The sequence below is a fragment of the Streptomyces sp. Tek67B01 genome (assembly GCF_055231995.1).
The window spans coordinates 1778572-1803131 of the sequence record NZ_JBUYUY010000001.1 but is presented as its reverse complement, the minus strand read 5'-3'; the positions used below and the strand labels follow the sequence as shown (position 1 = coordinate 1803131).

Annotated in this window: 17 protein-coding genes; 12 read left to right on the top strand and 5 right to left on the bottom strand. The window is 73.7% G+C overall.

Annotated features, from left to right (window positions below; genetic code table 11):
* Window positions 1–281 precede the first annotated feature (281 nt).
* Window positions 282–6215, top strand: a complete 5934-nt coding sequence (locus ACV7NM_RS08205) for a condensation domain-containing protein (RefSeq protein WP_463409670.1) — start codon at window positions 282–284, stop codon at window positions 6213–6215.
* Between the two features lie 85 nt (window positions 6216–6300).
* On the opposite strand, the gene ACV7NM_RS08200 is transcribed toward ACV7NM_RS08205, so the two are convergent.
* Window positions 6301–6750 carry an Lrp/AsnC family transcriptional regulator gene (locus tag ACV7NM_RS08200; protein ID WP_463409669.1) on the bottom strand — a complete coding sequence of 150 codons (450 nt, stop codon included), beginning with the start codon at window positions 6748–6750 and terminating at the stop codon, window positions 6301–6303.
* 130 nt (window positions 6751–6880) lie between these two features.
* On the opposite strand from ACV7NM_RS08200, the gene ACV7NM_RS08195 reads away from it, so the two are divergent.
* Complete coding sequence (locus tag ACV7NM_RS08195; RefSeq protein WP_463409668.1) at window positions 6881–7888, top strand: asparaginase; 1008 nt, start codon at window positions 6881–6883, stop codon at window positions 7886–7888.
* Between the two features lie 142 nt (window positions 7889–8030).
* Here ACV7NM_RS08195 and meaB read toward each other — a convergent pair whose 3' ends face one another.
* The 3 genes from meaB to ACV7NM_RS08180 are packed head-to-tail and all read right to left on the bottom strand — an operon-like array spanning window position 8031 to window position 13082.
* Window positions 8031–9017 carry a methylmalonyl Co-A mutase-associated GTPase MeaB gene (gene meaB / locus ACV7NM_RS08190; protein ID WP_463409667.1) on the bottom strand — a complete coding sequence of 329 codons (987 nt, stop codon included), beginning with the start codon at window positions 9015–9017 and terminating at the stop codon, window positions 8031–8033.
* A gap of 16 nt (window positions 9018–9033) precedes the next feature.
* Window positions 9034–11226 (bottom strand): methylmalonyl-CoA mutase, encoded by a 2193-nt coding sequence (scpA, locus tag ACV7NM_RS08185; protein WP_463409666.1) that lies wholly within the window; start codon window positions 11224–11226, stop codon window positions 9034–9036.
* Entirely contained in the window at window positions 11223–13082 is a 1860-nt protein-coding gene (locus ACV7NM_RS08180; protein ID WP_463409665.1) for a methylmalonyl-CoA mutase family protein, read from the bottom strand. Before ACV7NM_RS08180 ends, scpA begins: the two co-directional genes overlap by 4 nt.
* 1477 nt (window positions 13083–14559) lie before the next feature.
* Here ACV7NM_RS08180 and ACV7NM_RS08175 point away from each other — a divergent pair.
* Genes ACV7NM_RS08175 through ACV7NM_RS08150 form a run of 6 tightly spaced genes read left to right on the top strand, consistent with a single transcriptional unit; the run spans window position 14560 to window position 20373 of the window.
* Entirely contained in the window at window positions 14560–15531 is a 972-nt protein-coding gene (locus ACV7NM_RS08175; RefSeq protein WP_463409664.1) for a TauD/TfdA dioxygenase family protein, read from the top strand.
* A gap of 41 nt (window positions 15532–15572) precedes the next feature.
* Window positions 15573–16130 (top strand): NADPH-dependent FMN reductase, encoded by a 558-nt coding sequence (gene ssuE / locus ACV7NM_RS08170; RefSeq protein WP_463409663.1) that lies wholly within the window; start codon window positions 15573–15575, stop codon window positions 16128–16130.
* A gap of 31 nt (window positions 16131–16161) precedes the next feature.
* Entirely contained in the window at window positions 16162–17202 is a 1041-nt protein-coding gene (locus tag ACV7NM_RS08165) for an ABC transporter substrate-binding protein (protein WP_463409662.1), read from the top strand.
* Between the two features lie 8 nt (window positions 17203–17210).
* A complete protein-coding gene (locus ACV7NM_RS08160) occupies window positions 17211–18068 on the top strand; it encodes an ABC transporter ATP-binding protein (RefSeq protein ID WP_463409661.1) in 858 nt (285 codons plus the stop codon).
* The gene (locus tag ACV7NM_RS08155) at window positions 18065–18982 is read left to right on the top strand and encodes an ABC transporter permease (RefSeq protein WP_463409660.1); all 918 of its coding nucleotides are present in this window, start codon (window positions 18065–18067) and stop codon (window positions 18980–18982) included. Before ACV7NM_RS08160 ends, ACV7NM_RS08155 begins: the two co-directional genes overlap by 4 nt.
* Window positions 18983–19041: 59 nt before the next feature.
* The gene (locus ACV7NM_RS08150) at window positions 19042–20373 is read left to right on the top strand and encodes an LLM class flavin-dependent oxidoreductase (RefSeq protein WP_463409659.1); all 1332 of its coding nucleotides are present in this window, start codon (window positions 19042–19044) and stop codon (window positions 20371–20373) included.
* Between the two features lie 77 nt (window positions 20374–20450).
* Here ACV7NM_RS08150 and ACV7NM_RS08145 read toward each other — a convergent pair whose 3' ends face one another.
* Window positions 20451–21368 (bottom strand): NADP-dependent oxidoreductase, encoded by a 918-nt coding sequence (locus tag ACV7NM_RS08145; RefSeq protein WP_463409658.1) that lies wholly within the window; start codon window positions 21366–21368, stop codon window positions 20451–20453.
* Between the two features lie 254 nt (window positions 21369–21622).
* Between ACV7NM_RS08145 and ACV7NM_RS08140 the strand changes: the two genes are divergently transcribed.
* The 4 genes from ACV7NM_RS08140 to ACV7NM_RS08125 all read left to right on the top strand — a co-directional run bounded on the left by ACV7NM_RS08140 (window position 21623) and on the right by ACV7NM_RS08125 (window position 24487).
* Entirely contained in the window at window positions 21623–22021 is a 399-nt protein-coding gene (locus ACV7NM_RS08140; RefSeq protein ID WP_463409657.1) for a cell division protein SepF, read from the top strand.
* A 67-nt stretch (window positions 22022–22088) separates the two neighbouring features.
* Entirely contained in the window at window positions 22089–23423 is a 1335-nt protein-coding gene (locus tag ACV7NM_RS08135; RefSeq protein ID WP_463409656.1) for an AAA family ATPase, read from the top strand.
* Between the two features lie 134 nt (window positions 23424–23557).
* Entirely contained in the window at window positions 23558–23878 is a 321-nt protein-coding gene (locus tag ACV7NM_RS08130; protein ID WP_463413870.1) for a nucleotide pyrophosphohydrolase, read from the top strand.
* 123 nt (window positions 23879–24001) lie between these two features.
* Window positions 24002–24487 carry a DUF6099 family protein gene (locus ACV7NM_RS08125; RefSeq protein ID WP_463409655.1) on the top strand — a complete coding sequence of 162 codons (486 nt, stop codon included), beginning with the start codon at window positions 24002–24004 and terminating at the stop codon, window positions 24485–24487.
* Window positions 24488–24560: the final 73 nt, after the last annotated feature.

The following is a 24560-nucleotide window of genomic DNA, read 5'->3' as shown; positions in this document are numbered from 1 at the left end:
CCGAGTCGCCGAGCCGACGGCGGACGGTCCGCTTGCAGGCACCTTCCACCGCGCCTCGTCCGAGGTTCGAGCGCCGCTCGGCCGGTCGATACGGCGGCCTTCCCTAACCTGCCGGTCAGAAGGTTCCGAGCACCTCCCGGTGGGTCCGGCGAGGCATCGCGACGAGACGTGGACACGGTCGGTCGGCCGTGGGGACGGGGCGAGATGACTGACATCGGCACCACGGACGACCGGGTCCCCCGGCGGGCGGACACCACCGAATACGGCCCCCGGGAACAGAGATGATCCCCCTGTCGTTCGCCCAGCGCCGCCTGTGGTTCCTCCACCGGCTGCAAGGCCCGTCGGCCACCTACAACGTGCCGTTCGTACTGCGCCTGCGGGGCGAGCTGGACACGGACGCGCTCGAAGGGGCCGTACGGGACCTGGTGGCCCGGCACGAGAGCCTGCGCACCCTGTTCGTCGAGAACGAGCACGGCGACGCGTTCCAGCGCATCGTGCCCGCCGCCGGCGTGCCGCTGACCGTGCCGGTGTGCGACGTGGCGCCCGACGAGGTGCCGACCGCCGTGGCGCGGGCCGTCGCCCATCCCTTCGACCTCACGGCGGAGATCCCCGTGCGGGCCACCGTACTCAGGTGCGCGCCCGAGGAGCACCTGCTGGTGCTGGTGGCCCACCACATCGCCTGCGACGAGGAGTCCGGCAGGCCCCTGACGCGCGACCTGTTCGCCGCCTACGAGGCACGACGCGCGGGGCACGCGCCCCGGGACGGCGAACTGCACGTGCAGTACCAGGACTACACGGTGTGGCAGCGCGACCTGCTGGGAGACGAGAACGACCCCGCGGGTCTCGCGGCGGCCCAGGTGTCCTACTGGCGGGAGGAACTCGCCGGCGTCCCGCAGCCGTCGGCGCTCCCCACCGACCGCCCCCGCCCCCCGGCGGCGAGCTACCGCGGCGACCTGTACGAGTTCACGCTCGACCGGCGTTTGCTGGCCGGCGTGGAGGAGTTGGCCACCCGCCACGGCGCGACGGCGTCGGTGGTGACGCAGTGCGCCCTGGCCGTCCTCCTGCACCGACTGGGAGCCGGCGACGACCTCACGATCGGCTGCCCCGCCACCGACCGCACCGAGGAGGCCCTCACCGACCTCGTCGGGTGCCTCGTCAACACGTGGGTGCTCCGGCTGGACCTCACCCGCAACCCCCCCTTCTCCGAACTGCTCACAACGGCCGCGACCAAGGCACTGAACGCCCACGACCTGCACGACGTGCCGTTCGAGCGGCTGGTGGAGCTGATCGCCCCCGAGCGTTCCACCGCCTACCACCCGCTGTTCCAGGTGCGGTGCGCCTGGCAGCCCTCCCCGCCCCCGATCGAGGTCCCCGGGCTCCGGGTCGCCTTCGAACCCGCCTGCACCTCCGCCGCCACCTGTGACCTGTCCTTCCTCGTCGTCCCCGACCCGGCCGGAGGAGCCCGGGTCCGCCTCACCTACGCCACCGACCTGTTCGACCGCGCCACGGTGGAGCGGATCGCGGCCCGGTTCCTGCGCGTGCTGAGCCGGATCGTCGCGGACCCCGGGGTGCGGGTCGGGGCCGTGGACGTCCTCGACGCCGAGGAGCGCGCACGCCTCCTGCGGCCGGCCGGCGACCGCGCCACAGCCGTCTGCTGGGAGAGGGCCCCCGAGGTGCCCGACGAGACGGCCGTCGCGCTCTTCGAGCGGCAGGCGCGGGCGACACCGGACGCCCCGGCCGTCCTCGACGCGCACGGCTCCCGGCTCACCTACGGGCAACTCGACGACCGGGCCGACCGCTTGGCGCGGGAGCTGGTCCGGCGCGGGGCCGGTCCCGAGAGCCTCGTCGGGCTCGCCCTGCCCCGGACGGCCCAATTCGTCGTCGCGCTGCTCGCCGTCCTCAAGGCCGGCGCCGGCTACCTGCCGCTCGATCCCGACCGGTCCGGCCCGATGTCGTTGGCCGCCGTACTCGCCGACGCGCGCCCGCGGCTGATCCTCACCGACTCGGCCACCGCGGCCGCCGTGCCGGCCGGCGGCGTTCCGCACGTGTGCGTGGAGGACGTCCGCGCCGACGCGCCGGGAGACCCGGTCACGGTCACCGCCCCACGGCCGGACCAACTCGCCTGCGTGCTGTACGGCCCCGCAGCCCCCGGGGGAGTCGCCGTCACCCACCGGAACCTGACCGACGGCGTCCACCGGCTGACCCGGAGCCTCGGCGTCCTGGCCGGCCGGCGGACGCTCACCGCTTCGCCGGCCGGCTCCGACGCGTCGGCGTACGAGATCCTCACCCCGCTCTGCGCCGGCGGCAGCGTCGAAGTGGTCAACGGTCCCGAGGTGCCGGCGTCCGGGCGCGGCCGGCCCGCGCAGGTGATCGGCACGGCCCCGACGGCCTTCGCCGCGTCGGTGGAGGGCGCGCCGGCGCGGACCGGCCTGCGAGCGGTGGTCCTCAGCGGAGAGCCGCTGCCCGCGCCCCTGGTGGAACGGGCGCGGGCGGCCGCGCCCGGCGTACGGGTGGTCCACGCCTACGGTCGGGCCGACGCCTTCTGCGTCCCCGGGTTCGGGCCGGACGACCCCTCCCCGGACTCCGCTCCCGGCCCGACGGACCGCGGCGGGGTGTGGACGTACGTCCTCGGGCCGGGCCTCGCTCCCGTCCCGCCCGGGACGGTCGGCGAACTGTACGTCGCCGGCGCGGTGGGCCGCGGCTACCTCGGGCGGCCGGGAACCACCGCGGAGCGTTTCGTCGCGGACCCCTTCGGCCCGGCCGGTGGGCGGATGTACCGGACGGGCGACCTGGCGCGCCGGGACGCCGACGGACGATTGGAACACCTCGGCGCCGCCGACGCGCGGGTCGCGGTGGGCGGCCCGGGCATCGAAACTGCCCGGGTCGAGGCCGCGCTGACGGCCCACCCGGGTGTATCCCAGGCCGTGGTCATCGCCCGCGAGGACCGCTGCGGCACCCCGCGCCCGGTGGCCTACGTCGTACCCGGTGGCGGGGAGAGCGGCGACGGCCACGGCGGAGGGCTCCGGGCCGAGCTGCGGCGCTTCGTCTCCGCGCGGCTGCCCGACTACCTGGTGCCCTCGGCCTTCACGGTCCTGGACCGGATGCCGCTGACGCCGAACGGCACCCTGGACCGGGCCGCCCTCCCCGCACCCGACCTCGCGGACATCGCCTACCGCGCCCCGCGCACCGCCGCGGAAGAGGTGCTGGCCGAGGCGGTCGGAGAGGTGCTCGGCCTGGAACGGGTCGGCGTCGACGACGACTTCTTCCTCGTCGGCGGCGACAGCATCCGCTCCGTCCAGGCCGCCGCCCGGGCCCGCGCCCGGGGCGCCGACGTGACCCCCCGCGAGATCTTCGAGCACCGCACCGTGGCCGACCTGGCGCTCGTCGCCGCGGAACGGACCCGCGAGACCCCGGAGCCCACCGAACCGGCCGACGACGGCGTCGGCTGGATGCCGCTGCTTCCGGGGGCCCGGGAACTCCGGGAACGCGGCGGGGACCGGCTCCCGCCGGCGCACCTGCTCGAACTGCCACTGGAAATCGACCTGTCCACCATGATGGCGACGCTCGGGGCGGTCCTGGATCGCCACGAAGTGCTGCGCTCCCGGCTGGTGCGGGACCCGGAACCCGGACTGCGGATCGAGCCCACCGGCCTGGTGAGCCCGGTCTCGCTGGTACGCCGCATCCCGTGCGGCGGCCCGTGGGACGACGAGCTGATCGCCACCGAACTGGACGCGGCGGCGGCCCGGTTGGACCCGGAGGCCGGGGTGATGGTCCAGTTCGTGTGGTTCGACCGCAGCGCCGTGGGGGTCGGCGGCACCGGACGGCTGCTGATCGTCCTGCACCCCTTCGTCGCCGACGCGGCGTCCTGGCACGTCCTGCTGCCCGACCTGGCCGAGGCCTGGGCCCGCGCCCGGTGCGGGGTCCCCGTGCTGCCCCGCGCGGGAACGTCCGTACGCCGCTGGGCGCACGCGCTGGAGAGCGAGGCGCGCCGTCCCGAGAGGGTGGCCGAGTCGGCCGCCTGGCGCGAGGTCCTCGCGGCCCCGGACACCGTCCTCGGCAGCCGCCGACCCGACCCGGCCGTGGACGTGGCCGCCACCGTGCGGACCGTAGGGGTCCGCGTCCCCGCCGCCGTGGGCGAACCCGTGCTGACCACGGTCCCGGCCGCCTTCCGCTGCCCGGTGGAGGACGTACTGCTCACCGCCCTGGCCCTGGCGCTGGCCCACTGGCGCCGGGGCAGGGGCGACGCGCAGACCTCCGCCCTGATCCGCCTCGAAGGCCACGGCCGCTCGCGTCGGGCGGTACCGGGCGCCGACCCGACCCGGACCGTCGGCCGGTTCGCCGCGTCCTTCCCCGTACGCCTGGACGTCGGCGGGATCGACCTGGACGAGGCACTCGCCGGGGGCCCCGCCGCGGGACGCGCCCTCAAAACGGTCAAGGAGCAGCTGCGCGCCGTACCGGACGAGGGCATCGGCTACGGGCTGCTGCGCCACCTCAACCCGGGGACCGCCGCCGAACTGGCCGCCTGCCCCCAGCCGCAGATCGGGTTCGGGTACCTGCGCCGCTTCGGCGCCGACGACATGCCGGTCGGCCTTCGGGGCCTGGGATGGCTGCCCGCGAGCGGCGGCGAGCCGACCCCGACACCGGACGGGCGGCTGCCCGCGCCGTCGGCCCTGGAGATCGGCGCCCGCGCGACCGAAGGCCGGGAGGGCCCCGAACTCACCGCCTCCTTCGGCTTCCCGGCGGGCGTGTTGTCCGAGGCGGAGGTGTCGCAGCTGGCCGGCCTGTGGGTCACGGCGCTCACCGGCCTGGCCCGGCACGCGCTCCGGCCGGGCGCCGGTGGGCTGACGCCCTCGGACGCGCCGCTGGTGCGGGTGGCGCAGTCGGAGATCGAGGAGTGGGAGTCCAGCCACGGGCGGCTGGCCGAGGTGTGGCCGGTGTCCCCGGCCCAGTCGGCGGTCCTCCGTCCGGCCGGCCCTGTCGGGTCCCGATCCGGGCCGCAGCCCGTGCAGTTCGTCATCCCGGTGGAGGGCCGGGTGGATCCCGTACGGATGCGGGCCGCCGCCCGGGCCCTGCCGGCGCGCCACCCGCAGCTGGGCGCGGGCTTCGGCACGGCCGCCACCGGCGAGTCGGTCCAGTTCGTCCCCGAGGACGTGCGGCTGCCCTGGCGGTACCTCGATCTGGCCGGGGCCGACGAGGCCGCCCGCGAAGCGGAGACCGGGCGGCTCCTCGCCGCCGAGCGCGCGGCCCGGTTCGATCCGCTCGCCCCGCCGCTGGTCCGGCTCGCCCTGATTGGCCTCGGGGAACGCGCGCGGCTGGTGCTCACCGCGCACCCCGTGTTGTTCGACGACCGGTCGGCGGCGGTGTTGACCAGGGACCTGGTCCGGCTCTACCACGTGGGCGGCGACGCGTCGCTCCTGGCGCCGGCGCCGAGCTACGGCGACCACCTGGCCGGGCTCGGACGAGGGGAAGCGGCCGAGGGCCCGGTCCCGGCCGCACCCCGGCCGGCCGGCATCCAGGCCGAGGCCCGGGGCGGGACCGGGGCCGGGATCGGGACCGGGACCGGCCGGGTCGAGGTCGCAGTGACGGCAGGCGAGGCGAGGGGGCTGTCGCGGCGGGCGGCCGAAATGGGGATCACGCCCGAGACGCTGATCGAGGGCGCGTGGGCGATCCTGCTCGCCCGGCTCGGCGCGGGTCGCGCCGCGGCGTTCGGCGTGCGCGTCCACGGCCGCCCGGACGCGTTGCCCGGGGCCCACGAGATGGTCGGCCTGTTCGCCCGAACCGTCCCGGTGCGGGTTTCCTACGCCCCGGGCGACACGGTGGGACAGCTCCTGCGGGCGTTGGACGGGCGCGCCGGCCAGGGTCCGCGGGGGATCGACCGGCACACCGGTCGCACGACGCCGTTCGACTCGCTGGTCGTCCACGAACCGTGGCCGGACGCCCCGGACGGCCCGCTCGGGGCCACCGCGTCGGCGGGTATCACGCTCACCGGCGTCCGCCCCGTGGCGGGTTCCCCGTACCCCCTGACGCTGCGCGTCGCCGGGCCCGGAACCCGGTTCACCCTTGAGTTCCGCCGCGACCGCCACGAGCGGGGCGCGGTGGAGGGGCTCGCCGCCTCCTTCGCCCGGGTGCTGCGGCGGGTGGGGGCCGATCCGGCGATGCCGGTGGACACGGTGGAGGTGTACGCGCCGACACGGGAGCGGGCCGCCGCGGTCTGACCGGGGAAGGGCTCCGGGGTATCGGGGCCGCCGCGCCCGCCCCGGTACCCCGGCAGGCTGCCCCGGCCAGACCGGCAGGCCCCCGCTACACGGGCAGGCCGGTCGGTTCCTTGATCCGCTTCATGATGATCTGGGAGTTGACCTCGGTGACCCCGGACAGGGCCGTGAGCTGCTCGATCCACAGGCGCTCGTAGGCCCGCAGGTCCGCCACCGCGATGCGCAGCAGGCAGCCGGGGCTGCCGAAGAGGCGGTAGGCCTCGATGACGTCGGGGATGTCCTGCAACGCGGACTCGAAGGCCTCCACGGCGGCCCGGTCGCGGCGCACCTCGACCGAGACCAGCACCTCGAAGCCCCGGCCCACCGCCTCCGGGTCGATGACGGCGTGATAACCCTGGATCACCCCGTCCTGTTCCAGTTGCCGCACCCGGCGCATGCAAGGGGAGGGCGTGAGGCCCACGCGTTGGGCCAGCTCCTGGTTGCTGAGGCGGCCGTCCCGCTGGAGCTCACGCAAGATTTCTCGATCGATGGCGTCCATGACGCAATTATCCCTCGGGGAATGTTGCGGATGAGCCGGAATCGGCAATCGCATTGCGCGTAGATCTCTCTATCATTGCCGGTTGTAGCAAACCAGTGCGGATTTCGTACGAGAGAAGGGTGGGGCTGGGATGGGACGCGTCGTCGTCATCAGCACCGGCGGAACGATAGCCAGCCGCTGGCAGGGTTCCGGGTTCGCCGCCGACGCCGACGGCAGCGAGGTGATCGCCACCGCGCCCCTGCCCGAGGGCGTCACCGTCGAGGTGGTCGACCTGTTCAGCGTGAACAGCCCCCGGCTCACCACCGCCCACCAGCTCACCCTGTTGCGCACGGTCCACGAGGTGCTCGCCGATCCGGACGTGGACGGCATCGTCGTCACGCACGGCACCGACACCCTGGAGGAGTCGGCCTTCCTCCTCGACCTGCACCACCACGACCCGCGCACCGTGGTGTTCACCGGCTCGCAGCTCCCCATGGGCTCCGCCGACGGGGACGGCCCCGGCAACCTCTACGACGCACTGCTGACCGCCGCCACCACGCGCGGGCTCGGCGTGCTGATCGCCTTCGCCGGCCGGGTCCACGCGGCGCGCGGCACCGTGAAGACCCAGGCCGTGGCCCTGGACGCGTTCGCGGACCCCTCGAAGGAACTGCTCGGCAAGGTCGGCTTCGGCAAGGTCACCGTACTGCGCACCCCGCAGCGCCCGGCCCCGCTCGCCCTTCCCGCGATGCCGGAACTCCCGCCGCGCGTGGACATGGTCATGCACCACGCCGACGGTGACGCCACGCTGTTGAACGCCGCCGTGGCGGCGGGTGCGCGGGGGATCGTCCTGATCGGGACGGGCGCCGGCAACGCGACGCCGCAGATCGTGGACGCGGTCGCCGCGGCCGTCGCCCGCGGGGTTCTCGTCGCCCTCACCACGCGCGTGGCCGCGGGCCCGGTCACCGAGATCTACACGCACGGCGGGGCGGTCGACCTGGTCGCCGCCGGAGCCGTGCCGACGGGTACCCTGCGGGCCGGACAGGCCCGCATCGCGATCCTGTCCGCGCTGCTCGCCACCGACGACACGGCCGAACAGTCCCGGTTGCTCCGCACGGCGCTGTCCTCGGGCGACCCGGCCCTGGTCGCCACCGGGGCCTGACCAAGGCCGGTCGTCGGCGGAGCCTGATTACCCCGGCCGCCGGCGGGCCCCGGCCGACCGGGGTCCGTCGTGGGCGCCCGGCCGGCGGGGGTCCTCGTCGGCCGGGCGGGTCACGGCGTCCGATCCCGCGCGGCCCGGGCGATCAGGCGCCGCCGAAGGCCGCCAGGATCCGGTCCGCCGCCAGGGTCGGGGTCAAGGACCCCTCCCGGACCGCCGCTTCGAGTCCGGGCGCGAGGGTCCGTACCGCCGCGTTCCCCCGCAGCCGTCCCAACAGCTCCTCGCGGACCATCGACCACGTCCACTCCACCTGCTGCGCGGCCCGTTTGGCGGCGAGACGACCGCCCGCGTCCAACAGTCGGCGGTGCTGCTCCAGCCGGTTCCAGACCTCGTCCAGGCCCACCGACTCGCGGGCGCTGCACGTCAGGACCGGCGGGGTCCACGCCGCGTCCGCCGGGTGCATCAGCCGCAGGGCGCCCGACAGTTCGCGCGCCGCCGCCTTCGCGTCGCGCTCGTGGGGGCCGTCCGCCTTGTTGACCGCGAGGACGTCCGCCAGTTCCAGGACGCCCTTCTTGATGCCCTGCAACTGGTCGCCCGTACGGGCCAGCGACAGCAGCAGGAAGGAGTCGACCATCCCGGCCACCGTCGTCTCCGACTGGCCGACGCCGACGGTCTCGACGAGGACCACGTCGTAGCCCGCCGCCTCCATCACGATCATCGACTCGCGCGTCGCCTTCGCGACACCGCCCAGCGTCCCCGCCGACGGCGAGGGCCGCACGAACGCCGCCGGGTCGACGGCGAGCCGCTCCATCCGGGTCTTGTCGCCCAGGATGGAGCCGCCCGTCCGCGTGGAGGAGGGATCGACGGCCAAGACCGCCACCCGGTGGCCCGAACCCGTCAGCATGGTGCCGAACGCGTCGATGAACGTCGACTTGCCGACGCCCGGCACCCCGCTGATGCCGATCCGCCGGGCCCGCCCCGCGTGCGGCAGCAGCTCCGTCAACAGCGCCTGCGCCGACGCCCGGTGGGCGGGCAGGGTGGACTCGACGAGCGTGATGGCGCGCGCGATGAACGCGCGCCTCCCGTCGAGCACCCCCTTGGCGTAGGCCTCGACGTCGATCTTCGGAGCCATCGTCTCGCTCCCGCCCCTACAGCTCGTGACCGAGATCCGCGGCCAGCCGCGCCACCAGGTCGTGCGCCGCGTCCGGGATCACCGTGCCCGGCAGGAAGACCGACGTCGCGCCCATCTCCAGCAGCGTCGGGACGTCCGCCGGCGGGATCACCCCGCCCACCACGATCATGATGTCCTCGCGGCCATCCTCCGCCAACTGCTCGCGCAGCGCCGGTACGAGGGTCAGGTGACCGGCCGCCAGCGACGAGACGCCCACCACGTGGACGTCCGCCTCGACGGCCTGGCGGGCCACCTCCGCCGGGGTCTGGAACAGCGGGCCCACGTCCACGTCGAAGCCCAGGTCGGCGAAGGCCGTCGCGATCACCTTCTGGCCGCGGTCGTGCCCGTCCTGGCCCATCTTCGCCACCAGGATGCGCGGCCGGCGGCCCTCCGCCTCCTCGAACCGGTCGATGAGCGCGCGCGTGCGCTCCACGGACGGGGACTCGCCTGCTTCGGTGCGGTACACACCCGAGATCGTACGGATCTGGCTCGCGTGCCGCCCGTACACCTTCTCCAACGCGTCCGAGATCTCACCGACCGTCGCCTTGGCGCGGGCCGCGTCCACCGCCAGCGCCAGGAGGTTGCCGTCCCCGCGGTCGGCGGCGTTCGTCAGCGCCCGCAGCGTGTCCTGCGTACGCGCCTCGTCCCGCTCCTCGCGCAGCCGCCGCAGCTTCTCGATCTGCCGGCTGCGCACCGAGGAGTTGTCGACCTTGAGGACCTCGATGGCCTCGTCGTTCTCCACCCGGTACTTGTTCACACCGATCACCGGCTGGCGTCCCGAGTCGATCCGCGCCTGCGTGCGCGCCGCGGCCTCCTCCACGCGCAGCTTCGGGATGCCGGCGTCGATGGCCTGCGCCATGCCGCCGGCCGCCTCGACCTCCTGGATGTGCTGCCACGCCCGGCGCGCCAGGTCGTACGTCAGCTTCTCCACGTACGCGCTGCCGCCCCACGGGTCGATCGACCGGCAGGTCCCCGACTCCTGCTGGAGCAGCAGCTGCGTGTTGCGCGCGATGCGCGCGGAGAAGTCCGTCGGCAGGGCGAGCGCCTCGTCCAGCGCGTTGGTGTGCAGCGACTGGGTGTGGCCCTGGGTCGCGGCCATCGCCTCGACGCACGTGCGCGTCACGTTGTTGAAGACGTCCTGCGCGGTCAGCGACCAGCCGGAAGTCTGCGAATGGGTGCGCAGCGAAAGCGACTTGGCGTTCTTCGGGTCGAACTGCTTGACCAGGCGCGCCCACAGCAGACGCGCGGCGCGCAGCTTCGCGACCTCCATGAAGAAGTTCATGCCGATCGCCCAGAAGAACGACAGGCGCGGTGCGAACGCGTCCACGTCCAACCCGACCGCCTGCCCGGCGCGCAGGTACTCCACGCCGTCCGCCAGGGTGTACGCCAGCTCCAGGTCGGCCGTGGCCCCCGCCTCCTGGATGTGGTACCCGGAGATCGAGATGGAGTTGTACCTCGGCATGTTCCGCGAGGTGAAGGAGAAGATGTCCGAGATGATCCGCATCGAGGGCTTCGGCGGATAGATGTAGGTGTTGCGGACCATGAACTCCTTGAGGATGTCGTTCTGGATGGTCCCGGCGAGCTTGTCGGGGGAGACGCCCTGCTCCTCCGCCGCCACGATGTACAGCGCGAGGACCGGCAGCACCGCGCCGTTCATCGTCATCGACACCGTCATCTTGTCCAGCGGGATCCCGTCGAACAGCTGCCGCATGTCGTAGATCGAGTCGATCGCCACGCCCGCCATGCCGACGTCGCCCGTCACCCGGGGGTGGTCGCTGTCGTAACCGCGGTGCGTGGGCAGGTCGAAGGCGATCGACAGGCCCTTCTGGCCGGCCGCGAGGTTGCGCCGGTAGAAGGCGTTGGACTCCTCGGCCGTGGAGAAACCCGCGTACTGACGGATCGTCCAGGGCTGGTTGACGTACATCGTCGGGTACGGGCCGCGCAGGTAGGGGGCCACGCCCGGGTAGGTCCGCAGGAAGTCCAGGCCCTCCAGGTCGGCCCCGGTGTACAGCGGCTTCACGCCGATGCCCTCCGGGGTCTCCCACAGCAGGTCCGCGGCCGCCGTGCCGGTGGACTCCTTGACGGCGGCCCGCCACTGCTCCTCGGAACCGGCCGGGGCCGCCCCGGAATTCAGCGGGAGGGCGGAGAAATCGGGGATCGCGGTGCTCAAGACGCCACCTTCATCCGGTCGAGAACGGAGGACAGTACGGCGACGGCGTCGCAGCCCGCGAAGACGTACTCGTCCACTGCGGTCCGGGCGGTACCGGGCTTCCCGGCGAGGAAGACGGTCGTCGCGCCGGCCGAGCGCAGCGCCTCGGCCACCGCCTCGGCCTGCTCCTCGTACAGGGCGTCGCTGGAGCACAGCACCGCCATGCCGTCCGCGCCGCTCGCGGCGTAGGCCGCGGCCGCCGTGTCCGGGTCCACGGACACCGGGTCGTGGACCGGCTCCACGCCGCCCGCCTGGAACAGGTTCGCGGCGAAACCGGCGCGGGCGGTGTGCGCGGCCGCCGGGCCGAGCGCGGCGAGGAAGATCCTCGGCCGGGCGCCGGTCGCCGCCAGGTGCGCGTCGCTGCGCGCGCGCAGCGCCTCGTACGCCTCGTCGCGCCGGACGCGCGGCAGACCGCCCGTCGGTCCCGCGGGGGCGGGCCGGCGTACGACCGGCTTCTCCGACAGGTGCGGGAACTCGCTGACGCCGGTGATGGGTTCGCGACGCTTGGCCAGCTTGGCGGAGCGTACGGCCCAGGTGGCGGCGAGCCGCTCGGCGACCAGGCCGGAGCGCAGGGCGGCCGCCTGGCCGCCCGCCTTCTCGACGGTCTGGAAGAACTCCCAGGCCGCTTGGGCGAGTTCGTCGGTGAGCTGCTCGACGTAGTACGAGCCGCCGGCCGGGTCGATCACCCGCGACAGGTACGACTCCTCCAGCAGGATCGTGGACGTGTTGCGGGCGATCCGGCGCGCGAACGCGTCCGGCAGGCCCAGCTCGTGGTCGAAGGGCAGCACGGTGACGGCGTCCGCGCCGCCCACGCCCGCCGCCATGCAGGCGACGGTGGTGCGCAGCATGTTCACCCACGGGTCGCGCCGGGTCATCATCACCGGCGAGGTCACCGCGTGCTGGCGCTGCGTGCCCGCGTCCGGGGCGCCGCAGGCCTCGGCGACGCGGGCCCACAGGCGGCGCGCGGCGCGCAGCTTGGAGATGGTCAGGAACTGGTCGGCGGTCGCGGCGTAGCGGAACTCCAGCTGCCCGAGGGCCGCGTCGAGGCCGAGACCGGCCTCCGTGAGGGCCCGCAGGTACGCCACGCCGGTGGCCAGCGACAGGCCCAGTTCCTCGGCTGCGCTGCCCCCGGCCTCGTGGTAGGGCAGGGCGTCCACGGTCAGGGCCCGTACGTGGGGCCAGGCGCCGGCCGTCTCGGCGGCGAGGGCGGCGGCTTCGGCGAGGTCCAGCCGTTCACCCGTACGGGCCTCGTGGCCCAGCGGGTCGGCGCCCAGACAAGCGCGGGCGGCCTCGGGGGTTACCCCGCGCTCGGTGTACAGGGCCAGCAACGCGCGGGCCGCGTCGACGTATCGGGCGCCGGCGTCGAGGGTGACCGGGGCGAGGTCGAGGTAGACGCCCTCCAGGGCGCGACCGATGCCGGTGACGGGGAAGCCCCCCTCGCCGACGGTGAGCCACAGGGAGGTGGTGCCGTTCTCCAGGTCGGCCAGCGCGGCCTCGTTCACCCGCGCCGGATCGGTCCCGGCGAGTCGCTGGCGCACGTCCCAGCCGGAGGCGGAGGTGCCCTCGGGCCGGCCGCCGCGTACGAAGGGGGCGAAGCCGGGGAAACCGGTCGCGTCCTCGCCGGGGCGTGCGGTGTACAGCGGGCGGGTGCGGAGCCCGTCCTCGAGCGTCGTGGACAGCGCGTCTTCAGCTGCCTCGCCGGTGACTTCCTTGCCCGACTTGCGCAGTACGCCCTCAACCAGGCGCTGCCACTGCTCATGTGTCGCGTCAGGAAACTCGGCGGCCAGGGAGAGCCCGTCGTCAGGCAGGACCGTCATGGCTCGAATGCTAGGGGTGCCGCTCAATCGAGACCATAACCGCCGGATGTGATCTCGCACTCGCAGGTCAGACCCCCAGCCCCGCGTCGCACCGCTGCCCCCGCCCGCCCGCCGACCTCGCCGGCCCCGGCGCGGGGCGCGCCGGTCGGAGCGGTTCGGCGGCCGGCCGGCCGGGATGGCCCGGTGGTCGGCCGGGGCCGACGGAGGCGCCGGCACCGGGGCATCGACCCCACCGCCGAGTGGGGGACGGCGGGTGTCCCCGGGTACGTGTCGGGTCGGCTTACGTGAGGCCGGGCCGGCTGGGCTCCGGGGGTACCGCTCGGCGTCCGGCCCCGGTGGAGCCGGCCGGGGCTCCTGCCGGGGCCCGGGCTTCTGCCCCGGCCTGCTCGATGGTTCGGCGGTCGCTCGCTCGTGGCCGGGGGTGGTTGTGATTCCCGCTGCGCGGGGCTTGGGCGCCGGCCGAGTGTCTTGCGCGCTGCGAGGGCACCCGGTGGGCGACAGTGCCGGATGCCTCTGGGGTCGGCCTACGTGTGGCCGGCGTCGGCCGGACCGGGCAGGGACTCCGGGGGTTCCGTGTGGGTCTGGCCCGGTGGAACCGGCCCCTGGGGTCCTGCCCCCGCCCCGGGGGAACGCCTCGGTCTGGCGGGGGTTCGACCTCGATCCTGCTCGTGGCCAGGCCCAGGGCGGGTGTGGGCTCCGCTGTGCGGGGCTTGGGCGCCGGCCGAGTGCTTTGCGCGCTATGGGCCCCGGGGTCGGTGACAGTGCCCGGGTGCCGGTGGGGTCGGGGTGCCGCTCGGCTCTGCCCCGGGCATGGCCCGGCTCCTGGCAGGGCCCGGTGGAACGCGTAGGCCTCATCGCCTCGGGGACCCGTCGGGGTGGTTGCGAGTGCCTCGCGCACCGCGAGGGCCAGGCGGGGCCCGGGCGGGTTCCCGCGCGGGACACGCCCGCGCGGCCTCCGGCCCACGGCGCCGACGCTCGGAGCCACCGGGCAGCCGGAGGGCGCGCGCCGGGCACCGGCGTGGCGGGGGCGTTGCAGAGGCGTGAAATCCGGCCACCGTTTTCGGCCGTTCCGGGTGCGCCGCGACATCACCGGAGGGCGGGCAAAGGCCCACGTCAGCACCCCTACGGGCACTCTCGGCGCACCCCGAGCGCAGGCCACCGCGCGGGGGTTGACCGCGGCCCGGGCCGCTGACACGCTCCGGGACATGTCCGCGACCGAGCACCTCGCCCCGCGGCTCCACACCCCCGGCTCCTGTACCGCGCCGGGCGAGTGTCAGGGCCGCTGTCCGGCCCCCCGCCGCGCCTGAGCGCCGCGACCCCGCCGCACCCCCGCCCGGCCTGAGCGCCGCGCCCCCGACGCGCCCCGCCATGCCCGCCGCGCACCCCTTCACCACCCCTGCCTCGCACCGCCGCCTTCCCCGCGCCGGTGCCCCTTCCGCTGCGGAAACGAACCCGCACGCACCTCCAGGGAGTTCCCATGACCACCGCCACCGCCACCGCCACCGCCACCGCCACCACCACCGCCCCCGCCACCCTCACCGTCACCAAGATCGGCGGCCGCATCGGCGCCCACATCGACGGCGTCCGTCTAGGCGGCGACCTCGACGCCGCCACCGTCGCCGAGATCCGTACCGCGCTCCTCGCCCACAAGGTCGTCTTCTTCCACGGCCAGGAGCACCTCGACGAGGCCGGCCACGAAGCCTTCGCCCAACTGCTCGGCACCCCCGTCGCGCACCCCACCGTCCCCTCCGCCGACGGCCGTTACGCCCTCGGCATCGACTCCCACCACGGCGCCCGCGCCAACCAGTGGCACACCGACGTCACCTTCGTGCCCGCCTACCCCGCCTTCTCCATCCTGCGCGCCGTCGCGATCCCCCCGTACGGCGGCGACACCCTCTGGGCCAACACGGCCACGGCCTACGCCCACCTCCCCGAGCCGCTCCGCGCCCTCGCCGACGGCCTGCGCGCCGTCCACTCCAACGAGTACGACTACGCGGCCCTGCGCCCCGACGCCCTCCCGGAGGCGCTCGCCCAGTACCGCGAGGTGTTCACCTCCACCAGCTTCCGCACCCAACACCCCGTCGTCCGCGTCCACCCCGAAACCGGCGAACGCACCCTGCTCCTGGGCAACTTCGTCCAGCGGATCAGCGGCCTCACCGGTCGTGACTCGCGCCTGCTCCTCGACCTCTTCCAGGCGCACATCGAGAGCCCCGAGAACACGGTCCGACACCGGTGGCAGACCGGTGACGTGGCGATCTGGGACAACCGCGCCACCCAGCACTACGGCGTCGACGACTCCGACGACCACGAGCGCACCCTGCGCCGCGTCACGGTCGACGGCGACGTCCCGGTCGGCCCGGACGGCCTCCCGTCCCGCCTGATCAGCCCCGAGAGCGTGCCCGACCCCTCCTTCGGAATCGCCTCCGGCGCCTCCACGGCCACCGCCTGACGGCCACCGCCCGCCCCGACCCGCCCCACCAGGAGCGCCCAGTGCCCAGACTGCTCGCCCTCACCGGCAGCCCCTCCGTCCATTCCCGTACCGCGGTCGTCGCCGACCACGTCCTACGCCGCCTGACCCACGCCGGCTTCGAGACCTCGCACCTCGTCCTGCGCGAGCTGCCCGCCGCCGACCTCCTCTCCGCCCGCCGCGGCGAGCCGGAGATCCGCCGCGCCCTGGAAGCCGTCGCCGAAGCGGACGGCCTGATCGTCGCAACCCCTGTCTACAAGGCCTCGTACACCGGGTTGTTGAAGTCCTTCCTGGACCTGCTCCCGCAGGACGGCCTCGCCGGCAAGACCGTCCTGCCGCTCGCCACCGGCGGCAGCCTCGCCCACGTCCTGACCATCGACTACGCCTTGCGCCCGGTCCTCGCCGCGCTCGGCGCCCGCCACGTCACGGCCGGTCGTTTCGTCCTGGACTCCTCCGTCGAGCGCGGCGCCGGCCCCGACCGGTTGCGGCCGGAGGCGGAGCTGGACCTCTTCCAGGCGGTAGACGAGTTCGCCGACGCCCTGCGCGCCGCCGACACCGCCGCCCTCACCCCCGCCCCGTAAGCCTTCTCAGATCCCGCGACAAGGACCAGCCATGCCCGCAGCCTTCACCCCGACCCCCACCTCCCGACGCCAGTTCCTCACCCTGCTCGGCATCTCGGCGGCCGCGGTGAGCTGCGGCACGGCCACTGCCACCGGCGGCTCCGGCGGTCACGGCAAGCAGGTCACCACCCTCAAGTACCAGGGCGCCGTCGGCTCGGTCACCCTCCCCGAGCTCGCCGCCGACCTCGGCCATCTCGGCGGACTCAGCCTCGAATGGGTCGGCAACACCATCAGCGGCCCCCAGGACATCCAGTCCGCGGCAACCGGCCAGACCCACTTCGGCGGCGCCTTCAACGGTGCGATCGTCAAGCTTGCCGAGAGCAAGGCCCAGATCCAGGCCGTCGTCTCCTACTACGGCTCCGACAAGGACACCTACCTCGGCTACTACGTCCTGGAGGACAGCCCGATCCGCTCCGCCCGCGACCTGATCGGCAAGAAGGTCGGCATGAACACCCTGGGCGCCCACGCCCAGGCCCTCCTCGACATCTACCTGGAGCGAAGCGGCCTCTCCAGGGCGGACGCGGGCAAGGTCGAATCCCTCGTCGTCCCGCCCGTCAACACCGAACAGGCCCTGAGACAGAAGCAGATCGAGGTCGGTGTGCTCAGCGGCGTCCTGCGCGACAAGGCCCTGGCGGCCGGCGGGATACGCCCGCTGTTCAAGGACTTCGAGCTGCTGGGCGCGTTCAGCGCCGGCTCGTACGTGATGACGCGGCGCTTCATCAAGGAGAACCCCGACACCGTACGGACCTTCACCACCGGCGTGGCCAAGGCCATCGAGTGGTCCCGTACCACCCCGCGCGAGGAGGTCGTGGCCCGGATGACGGAGATCATCAAGAAGCGCGGCCGCAACGAGGACACCTCGACGCTCCAGTACTGGCGCTCCTACGGGGTCGCCGAGCCCGGCGGCCGTATCGCCGACAAGGAGTTCCAGATCTGGCTCGACTGGCTCGGCGGCCGAGGCGAGATCAAGAAGGGCCGGCTGAAGCCCGGCGATCTCTACACCAACGAGTTCAACGGACTCGGAAAGGGCTGACGGCCGCCATGGCGAAGATCGTGTTCGACTCCGTGACGAAGACCTTCCCGACCAAGGAGAGGAAGGGCAAGAAGGAAAGGGACCACAAGAAGGAAAGGGACCACAAGGGGGAGTTCACCGCCCTCGACGGCATCGACCTGGAGATCGAGGCGGGCGAGTTCCTGGTGGTCGTCGGCCCCAGCGGTTGCGGCAAATCCACCCTCCTGGACCTCCTGGGAGGCCTGACCCGGCCCGCCTCCGGCCGCATCCTGCTCGACGGGAAGCCCGTCACCGGGCCCGGGCTCGACCGGGGCATCGTCTTCCAGCAGTACGCGCTGCTGCCCTGGCGGACCGCCCTCGGCAACATCGAATTCGGCCTGGAGGCGCGGGGCGTCCCGCGCGGTGAACGAAAGGAACGCGCCCGGGAGTTCCTGGACCTCGTCGGCCTGACCGGGTTCGAGGACCGGCATCCGCACGAGCTGTCGGGCGGCATGCGCCAACGAGTGGCCATCGCCCGCTCGCTGGCCTACGACCCCGACGTGCTGCTGATGGACGAACCGTTCGCGGCCCTCGACGCCCAGACCCGTGAGGCGCTCCAGGACGAGCTGCGACGCATCTGGCAACGCACCGGCAAAACCATCGTGTTCATCACGCACGGCATCGAAGAGGCCGTGTACCTCGGTCAGCGGGTCGCCGTCATCACCTCCCGCCCGGGGCGCGTCAAGGCGGTCGTCCCGGTGTCGTTCGGCGCCCGCGGCGACGGGGCGACGGGGGAGGACCTGCGCTCCAGCCCGGAGTTCGCCCGCTACCGGCACGAGATCTGGACCCTGCTGCACGACGAAGTTACCCGCGCCCGGCAACTGGAGAAGGAGGAGGCCACCGCATGAGCACCGGAATCGACACCACGACCCTCTCGGCACTGCCCGCCACAACCACCGGGGCCGCGGTACGGAGCCCCGCGCGCCCCGCCGCCCCCGCCGCCCCGCTGACGACGGCGGGGGCCCGCCCGGCGGGCCGCGCGGCAGCCGTCGGAGCGTCGGCGCTGCGCCGCCTGGGCGCCGCGCTGCTGCGCTCGGCGGCGATCATCGCCCTGCTCGCGGTCTGGGAGACGGCGCCGCGGCTCGGCCTCGTCGACGCGACCTTCCTGCCCCCGGTCAGCGAAGTGGCCCGCGCCTGGTGGGAGCTGCTCGGTGACGGGCAGCTCGCCGAACACACCCAGGCCAGCCTCGTCCGCTCGTTCGGCGGCTTCGCCATCGCCGTCGTCGTCGCCGTCCCGCTCGGCCTGTTGATCGGCTGGTACCGGCCGGTCGCCGTCCTGCTCGGTCCGCTGCTGGAGGTGTTCCGCAACACGGCGGCCCTCGCCCTGCTGCCCGTCTTCGTCCTGCTGCTGGGCATCGGAGAGACGTCGAAGGTCTCGATCGTCGTCTACGCCTGCGTCTGGCCGATCCTGCTGAACACCATCAGCGCGGTGGGCAACGCCGACCCGACGCTGGTGAAACTGGCCCGATCGATGGACCTGTCCACCCCGAGGCTCTTCCAGAAGGTGATCCTGCCCGCCTCGGTGCCCGCGATCTTCACCGGCATCCGGCTGGCGGGCGCGGTGTCGATCCTGGTGCTCGTCGCCGCCGAGATGATCGGCGCCAAGGCGGGGCTGGGCTACCTGATCAACGCCTCGCAGTTCAACTTCGCCATCCCCCAGATGTACGCGGGCATCGTGACCATCTCCGCGATCGGCGTGGCCTTCAACCAGCTCCTCGTCACCGTCGAGCGCCGCCTCAGCCTCTGGCGCGTACCCGCCTGACCCGCCGCGTCCGCGCCCCGACCCGCGCACCATCCCGTACCCACCCCGAGGAACAGACCATGACCGCACCGCGGACCCTCCACCTCAACGCCTTCCTGATGAACGCGGGCCACCACGATGCCGCGTGGCGCCACCCCGGGAGCAGCCCCGAACGCGTCACCGACCTGCGCTACTTCCAGGAACTGGCCCGTACCGCCGAGCGCGGCCGACTCGACTCGATCTTCTTCGCCGACGGCCTCGCCCTGTGGGGCAAGGCGCGCCACAACGCCCTCGGCGGTTTCGAGCCGCTCACCCTGCTCTCCGCCATCGCCGCCGTCACCGAGCACATCGGGCTGATCGCCACCGTCTCGACCACCTTCAACGAGCCCTTCCACACCGCCCGCAAGTTCGCCTCCCTCGACCACATCAGCAACGGCCGCGCCGGCTGGAACATCGTCACCTCCGGGACGGTCGACGAGGCCCGCAACTTCAACCGGGACGAGCACCTGGAGCACCGCCTCCGCTACGACCGCGCCCGCGAGTTCCTCGACGTCGCCACCAAGCTGTGGGACAGCTGGGAGGACGACGCGATCATCCTCGACAAGGAGCGCGGCGTCTACGCCGACACCGACAAGCTGCACCCCGCCGCCCACCGGGGCGAGTACTTCGGCGTGGCCGGCCCGCTCAACGTGCCGCGCTCCCCGCAGGGCCACCCCCTCCTCGTGCAGGCGGGCTCCTCCGAGGACGGCAAGGAGTTCGCCGCCCGGTACGCCGAGGCCGTCTTCACCGCGCAGCAGACCCTCGCCGACGGCCAGACCTTCTACAAGGACCTCAAGTCCCGCCTCGCCAAGTACGGCCGCTCCGAGGGCGACCTGCTGGTCCTGCCCGGCATCGCGCCCGTCATCGGTTCCACGGAGGCCGAGGCCAAGGCCCTGGAGCAGCAGCTCACCGACCTCCAGGTGCCCGAGTACGGACTCGCGCAGCTCTCCGGCATGCTCGGTACGGACCTCACCGGCCTCCCCCTCGACGGCCCTCTCCCCGAGCTCCCCGAGGAACGCGACATCAACGGCAACAAGAGCCGTTTCACCCTCGTCGCCGAACTCGCCCGGCGCGACGGCCTCACCCTGCGCGAACTGATCGCCCGCCTCGGCGCCGGGCGCGGGCACCGGGTCTTCGCGGGCACCCCGGAGCAGATCGCCGACCAACTGGAGGAGTGGTTCACGCGGGGCGCCGCCGACGGCTTCAACATCATGGCGCCCGTGCTGCCCACCGGCCTGACCGACTTCGTCGACCACGTCGTGCCGATCCTCCAGCGCCGAGGCCTGTTCCGCAGGGAGTACACGGGCCGCACCCTGCGCGAGAACTACGGCTTGGCCCGCCCGGCGAACCGGTACGTCAAGGAACCCGTCTGAGCGGCCCCGCCCCCCGCCATCAGCACGGATGCCGCCGGAGCGGAAGGCTTCGGCGGCTCGCGGTCGTTCGTCCGTCCTCAGACGGTGAGGACGATCTTGCCCCGAATCCTGCCACCGGCACTCAGCTCCCACGCCCTGGCCGCCTCGTCGAGCGGCAGGGCGTGCGCCACGTTCACCGTCAGCTTCCCGGCGTCGGCCAAGTCGGCCAGGAAGGCCAGATCGGCGCTGTTCGGCCGGGTCCAGGGGCGGTGCGCCCCCTTGGCCGCGCCGTCCGGGTCGACCAGCGAAACCACCCGGTCGCGCTTCTTGACCAGCGTCTGGAGGAGCTCGATGCCGTCCCCGTAGAAGTCGAGGCCCGCGTCGATGCCCTCGGGCGCCAACTCGCGGATACGGGCCGCCACCCCCTCGCCGTAGAGCACGGGCTCGGCGCCGAGCGAGCGCAGGTAGTCGTGGTTGTGCGCGCCGGCCGTGCCGATGACGCGCAGGCCGAGCGCCACCGCGATCTGCACGCCGAAGGACCCGGTGCCGCCCGCCGCGGAGTGGATGACGACCGTCTCGCCCGCGCTCACGCCGACCCGGGTCAGCGACTGGTAGGCGCTGAGACCGGCCAGCGGGATGCCCGCCGCCTCCTCGAAGCCGAGGCTGCGGGGCTTGCGCGCGATCGTCCGGACCGGTGCGGAGACCAGCTCCGCGTAAGTTCCCAGCTCCACCCACTCCTTGCGGACGTATCCGTACACCTCGTCACCCACGGCGTAGTCGAAGGTGTCGTCGCCGACCGCCTCGACCACGCCCGCGACGTCCCAGCCGGGTACGACGGGGAAGCGGACTTCGAGCGTCGAGTCGAGGAAACCGGCGGCGAGCTTCCAGTCCACCGGGTTGACGCCGGCCGCCTTCACCCGGACGAGGACCTCTCCGGGGCCGACCCTGGGCCGGGGGACGTCAACCAGCGCGAGCTCGGCGGGACTTCCGTACGCCTTGTATGTGATTGCCTTCATGGACGTTGCAACGGAAGTGGGCGGTGACTATTTCCGGTGGCCGCGCTTCGGTATGTTTTCGGTCTGTGTTCGGCCGGATTCATGTGTTCCGGTGCCGTTCCGGCGATGTGCCGGTGATGTGCCGGTGATGTGCGGGCCTCCGGGGCGGTCCGTGGGCCGGTCGGCTCCCCGCGCCCCGTGTCGGTGTTGGGCTGAACGGGTGAAACGAGAGAGGATGGCGGGATGCACATGAAGCGCACGGCCGAGGCGGTCCGGTGAGCAGGTACGACGTCACGGACGAACAGTGGGAGGGGCTCGCCCAGGTGGTCCCCCTGCGCAGTCGCAACGAGTGGCCTTCCCGGGTGGACCACCGCACGATCCCCGCGCGGCCCGGGGCTTCGGCGGCGGAGCAGCAGCGGCGCTTCGTGGTGATCCGGGTCCAGATCTTCGCGGACGCCCGTGAGGTGGCGGAGTACCTGATCGCGCAGATCCCGGTGCTGCTGGACCTGACGGGCGCGGACACCGAGGTGGCGAAGCGCATCCTGGACTTCAGCAGCGGTGTGGTCTTCGGGTTGGGCAGCGGGATGCACCGGGTCGACCGCAACGTGTTCCTGCTGGCGCCGGTCGGCACCGAGGTCGAGGGCATCGCGGCCGCGGCCGTCCCCCGATCGTAGGAAGCTCCCGGCGGCGGAACGGTTCGCCGAGGACGCCCCGGTCGTGGCTGCCCGTACTGTCCGGCGCATGGACGCCACCTTGGACACCGGGCTCGACTGTGGGCCGACCGCGGGGCCGGACACGGGCTTCGGCGCAGGGCTCGACGCGGGACCGGACGCGGGACTCGACGCGCGGCCGGACGCCGCACCGGACGCCGGGTTCGGTGGTGGGTCGGGCGCGGTGCCCGGCGTGCGGCCGGGCGGCACCCTCGACGCCGGGCCCGGCGAGGGGCGACCGGGCCACCAACGACCAGCCGTCACCGAGTTACGCCTCGCGGCCTTCGGCGCGCACCGCTCGGCGGTGTTCCCGCTGGGGCCGGTCACCCTGTTCACCGGCCCGAGCGGCAGCGGCAAGTCCCATGCCCTGGACGCCTACGAGGCCCTGTCCCGACTCGCGTCCGGCGCCACCCTCGCCGAGGCGTTCCCCGACCCCCGCGCCCGGGTGCCCGAGCGCGCCGTGCCCGACGCGGAACGCCGCCGCGGCTTCCGGCTCGGCTGCACCGTCGACGGGCCCGTCGGGCCGGTCCGGCTCGACCTGGCCGTCCAAGCCGAGCCCTCGCTGCGCCTCGTCGGCGAACGCCTCAGCCAGGACGGGAAGATCCTGCTGACCACCGCCCTGCGCGACCCCGGCCGGCGCTCCGTCCAGGCCGCCTGGCTGACCGGCGGAGCCACCGGCATGACCCGCGCCCCGCTCCCGGACGACCGACTCGGCACCGCCCTGCTGCCGCTGCGCGTCGCCGGGGCCACGGCCGGGCAGCGGCGCGTACTGGCCGCCGCCGAGCAGGTGGTCGTGGCACTGCGCTCGGTGTTCCCCTGCGATCCGCGGCCGGAGCGGATGCGGGGCCCGGTCCCGCCGGGGTCCGGGCGGCTGCGCGGCGACTGCGCGAACCTGGCCGATGTCCTGCGCCGGACCCGCCAGGAGTGCGGCACCCGCCACGCGCTGCTCACCGCGGCCGCCCGCACCGGCTGTGCGGGACCGGTGGCCGGGCTCGACGTACGGCCGTGCCCGGACGGCTCCGTCACGGCGCTGCTGGACCGAGGCCCCGCCGCGCCGGGCACGGCGCTCGGCCGCCTCGGGTCGGGTGAGCTCCGCTTCCTCGCCCTGGCGCTCGTCCTGCTGACCGGGCCGGGCGTGTTGGCCGTCGACCCGGCCGCCGAACTGCTCTCCGCGCAGCAGGCCCTCACCGTGCTCGCGGACGGATTCGACCACGGCCTCGACGGGCGCCAGCGCGCCGAACTGCTGCGCCTGGCCCTGCTGTCGTGCGCGCGCGGCCACATCCGGTTGGTCGCGGCGATCGGGGAGGAGACGGCGGGAACCGCCCGCGCCCTCCCGGGCGTCTCGGTGGTAGACCTGGGGCCATGAGCGACACGCACGACACGCATGGCTCGCGCGAGGCCCGGGCCACGCACGAGGCCCGAGACACGCAAGGCGCCCGGGAGGGGCACGACAACGGTGGTGGGAAGGCGGACGAACGGCTCTACCGGCTCCAGCGGCGGCTGGCCGACTTCGCGGCGGCCCGCGACTGGGCCGCGTACCACACGCCGAAGAACCTGGCCGTGGCCTTGAGCGTGGAGGCATCCGAACTGGTCGAGATCTTCCAGTGGCTGACGCCTGAAGAGTCGGCGAAGGTCATGGAACGGCCCGAAAGCGCGCACCGGGTGGCCGATGAGGTAGCGGATGTCCTGGCGTACCTTCTTCAGTTCTGTGAGGTCCTAGGGGTGGATGTGCTGGACGCGCTCGCCGCGAAGATCGAGCGGAACGAGCTCCGGTTCCCCCCGACGGGTGGTTCGAGCCCGAATCGTCACTCTTCGGAGTGATGGCGTCATCCACAACCTTGTTTGTGTCCACAGATTTCCGAATACCCCTGGCTTTACTGGCCCGTTGCCTTCACTCTGGGTAGTGAGGGAATGGCGGCATGTCGTGCGGACGGGGGACGGCATATGGATGCGGTACGGCTCATCGCGGCCGGCCGGCACGCGCTGGCACAGAGCGGGGCTGCGTGGGACATCGTGAGCGAGGCCTGGCAGGCACAGGCGCTGACGCAGGGGATAGGGAGCTGGCTGGCGGTCACCGGACCGCCGGAGCTGAGAGCGGAGGCACGGGTACTGGGTGAGGCGGGAGGCAGAGGCTGCGGGCTGCTCGACAGACCGGCCGTGCGCGGCGAGGGCGGCGTGCCCGACTATCCGCCGAGAGCCGCGCAGCTGACCGAAGTGCGGGACGTCCGGCAGGCGTTGCTGGGACTCCAGGCGTTGCTCGGCGAGGTCGGCATAGCACTGGTCGGGGTGGCCTGTGGCACGGACGAAGAGACGCTGTACTGGCAGTGCATAGAGTCGATCGACGCGGCTGACGAGTCGAGCGACCGGGTACGGGCCCTCCTGCGCCGCATCAGCGTGCGCGAACGGGGTTCCGCCTCCGGAGTGTCCTGACGCGCCGGGCGGGGCCGTACGGTCCGCACCGCGGGCGGGGCGCGGGCCGCCGGCGCCGCGGCGGACCGGCGAT

Excerpts from the sequence above, each read along its gene's own strand:
- ACV7NM_RS08205 (WP_463409670.1), top strand. The coding sequence starts at position 282 with ATGATCCCCCTGTCGTTCGCCCAGCGCCGCCTGTGGTTCCTCCACCGG.
- ACV7NM_RS08200 (WP_463409669.1), bottom strand. The coding sequence starts at position 6,750 with ATGGACGCCATCGATCGAGAAATCTTGCGTGAGCTCCAGCGGGACGGC.
- ACV7NM_RS08195 (WP_463409668.1), top strand. The coding sequence starts at position 6,881 with ATGGGACGCGTCGTCGTCATCAGCACCGGCGGAACGATAGCCAGCCGC.
- meaB (WP_463409667.1), bottom strand. The coding sequence starts at position 9,017 with ATGGCTCCGAAGATCGACGTCGAGGCCTACGCCAAGGGGGTGCTCGAC.
- ACV7NM_RS08180 (WP_463409665.1), bottom strand. The coding sequence starts at position 13,082 with ATGACGGTCCTGCCTGACGACGGGCTCTCCCTGGCCGCCGAGTTTCCT.
- ACV7NM_RS08175 (WP_463409664.1), top strand. The coding sequence starts at position 14,560 with ATGACCACCGCCACCGCCACCGCCACCGCCACCGCCACCACCACCGCC.
- ACV7NM_RS08165 (WP_463409662.1), top strand. The coding sequence starts at position 16,162 with ATGCCCGCAGCCTTCACCCCGACCCCCACCTCCCGACGCCAGTTCCTC.
- ACV7NM_RS08160 (WP_463409661.1), top strand. The coding sequence starts at position 17,211 with ATGGCGAAGATCGTGTTCGACTCCGTGACGAAGACCTTCCCGACCAAG.
- ACV7NM_RS08155 (WP_463409660.1), top strand. The coding sequence starts at position 18,065 with ATGAGCACCGGAATCGACACCACGACCCTCTCGGCACTGCCCGCCACA.
- ACV7NM_RS08150 (WP_463409659.1), top strand. The coding sequence starts at position 19,042 with ATGACCGCACCGCGGACCCTCCACCTCAACGCCTTCCTGATGAACGCG.
- ACV7NM_RS08145 (WP_463409658.1), bottom strand. The coding sequence starts at position 21,368 with ATGAAGGCAATCACATACAAGGCGTACGGAAGTCCCGCCGAGCTCGCG.
- ACV7NM_RS08135 (WP_463409656.1), top strand. The coding sequence starts at position 22,089 with ATGGACGCCACCTTGGACACCGGGCTCGACTGTGGGCCGACCGCGGGG.
- ACV7NM_RS08125 (WP_463409655.1), top strand. The coding sequence starts at position 24,002 with ATGGATGCGGTACGGCTCATCGCGGCCGGCCGGCACGCGCTGGCACAG.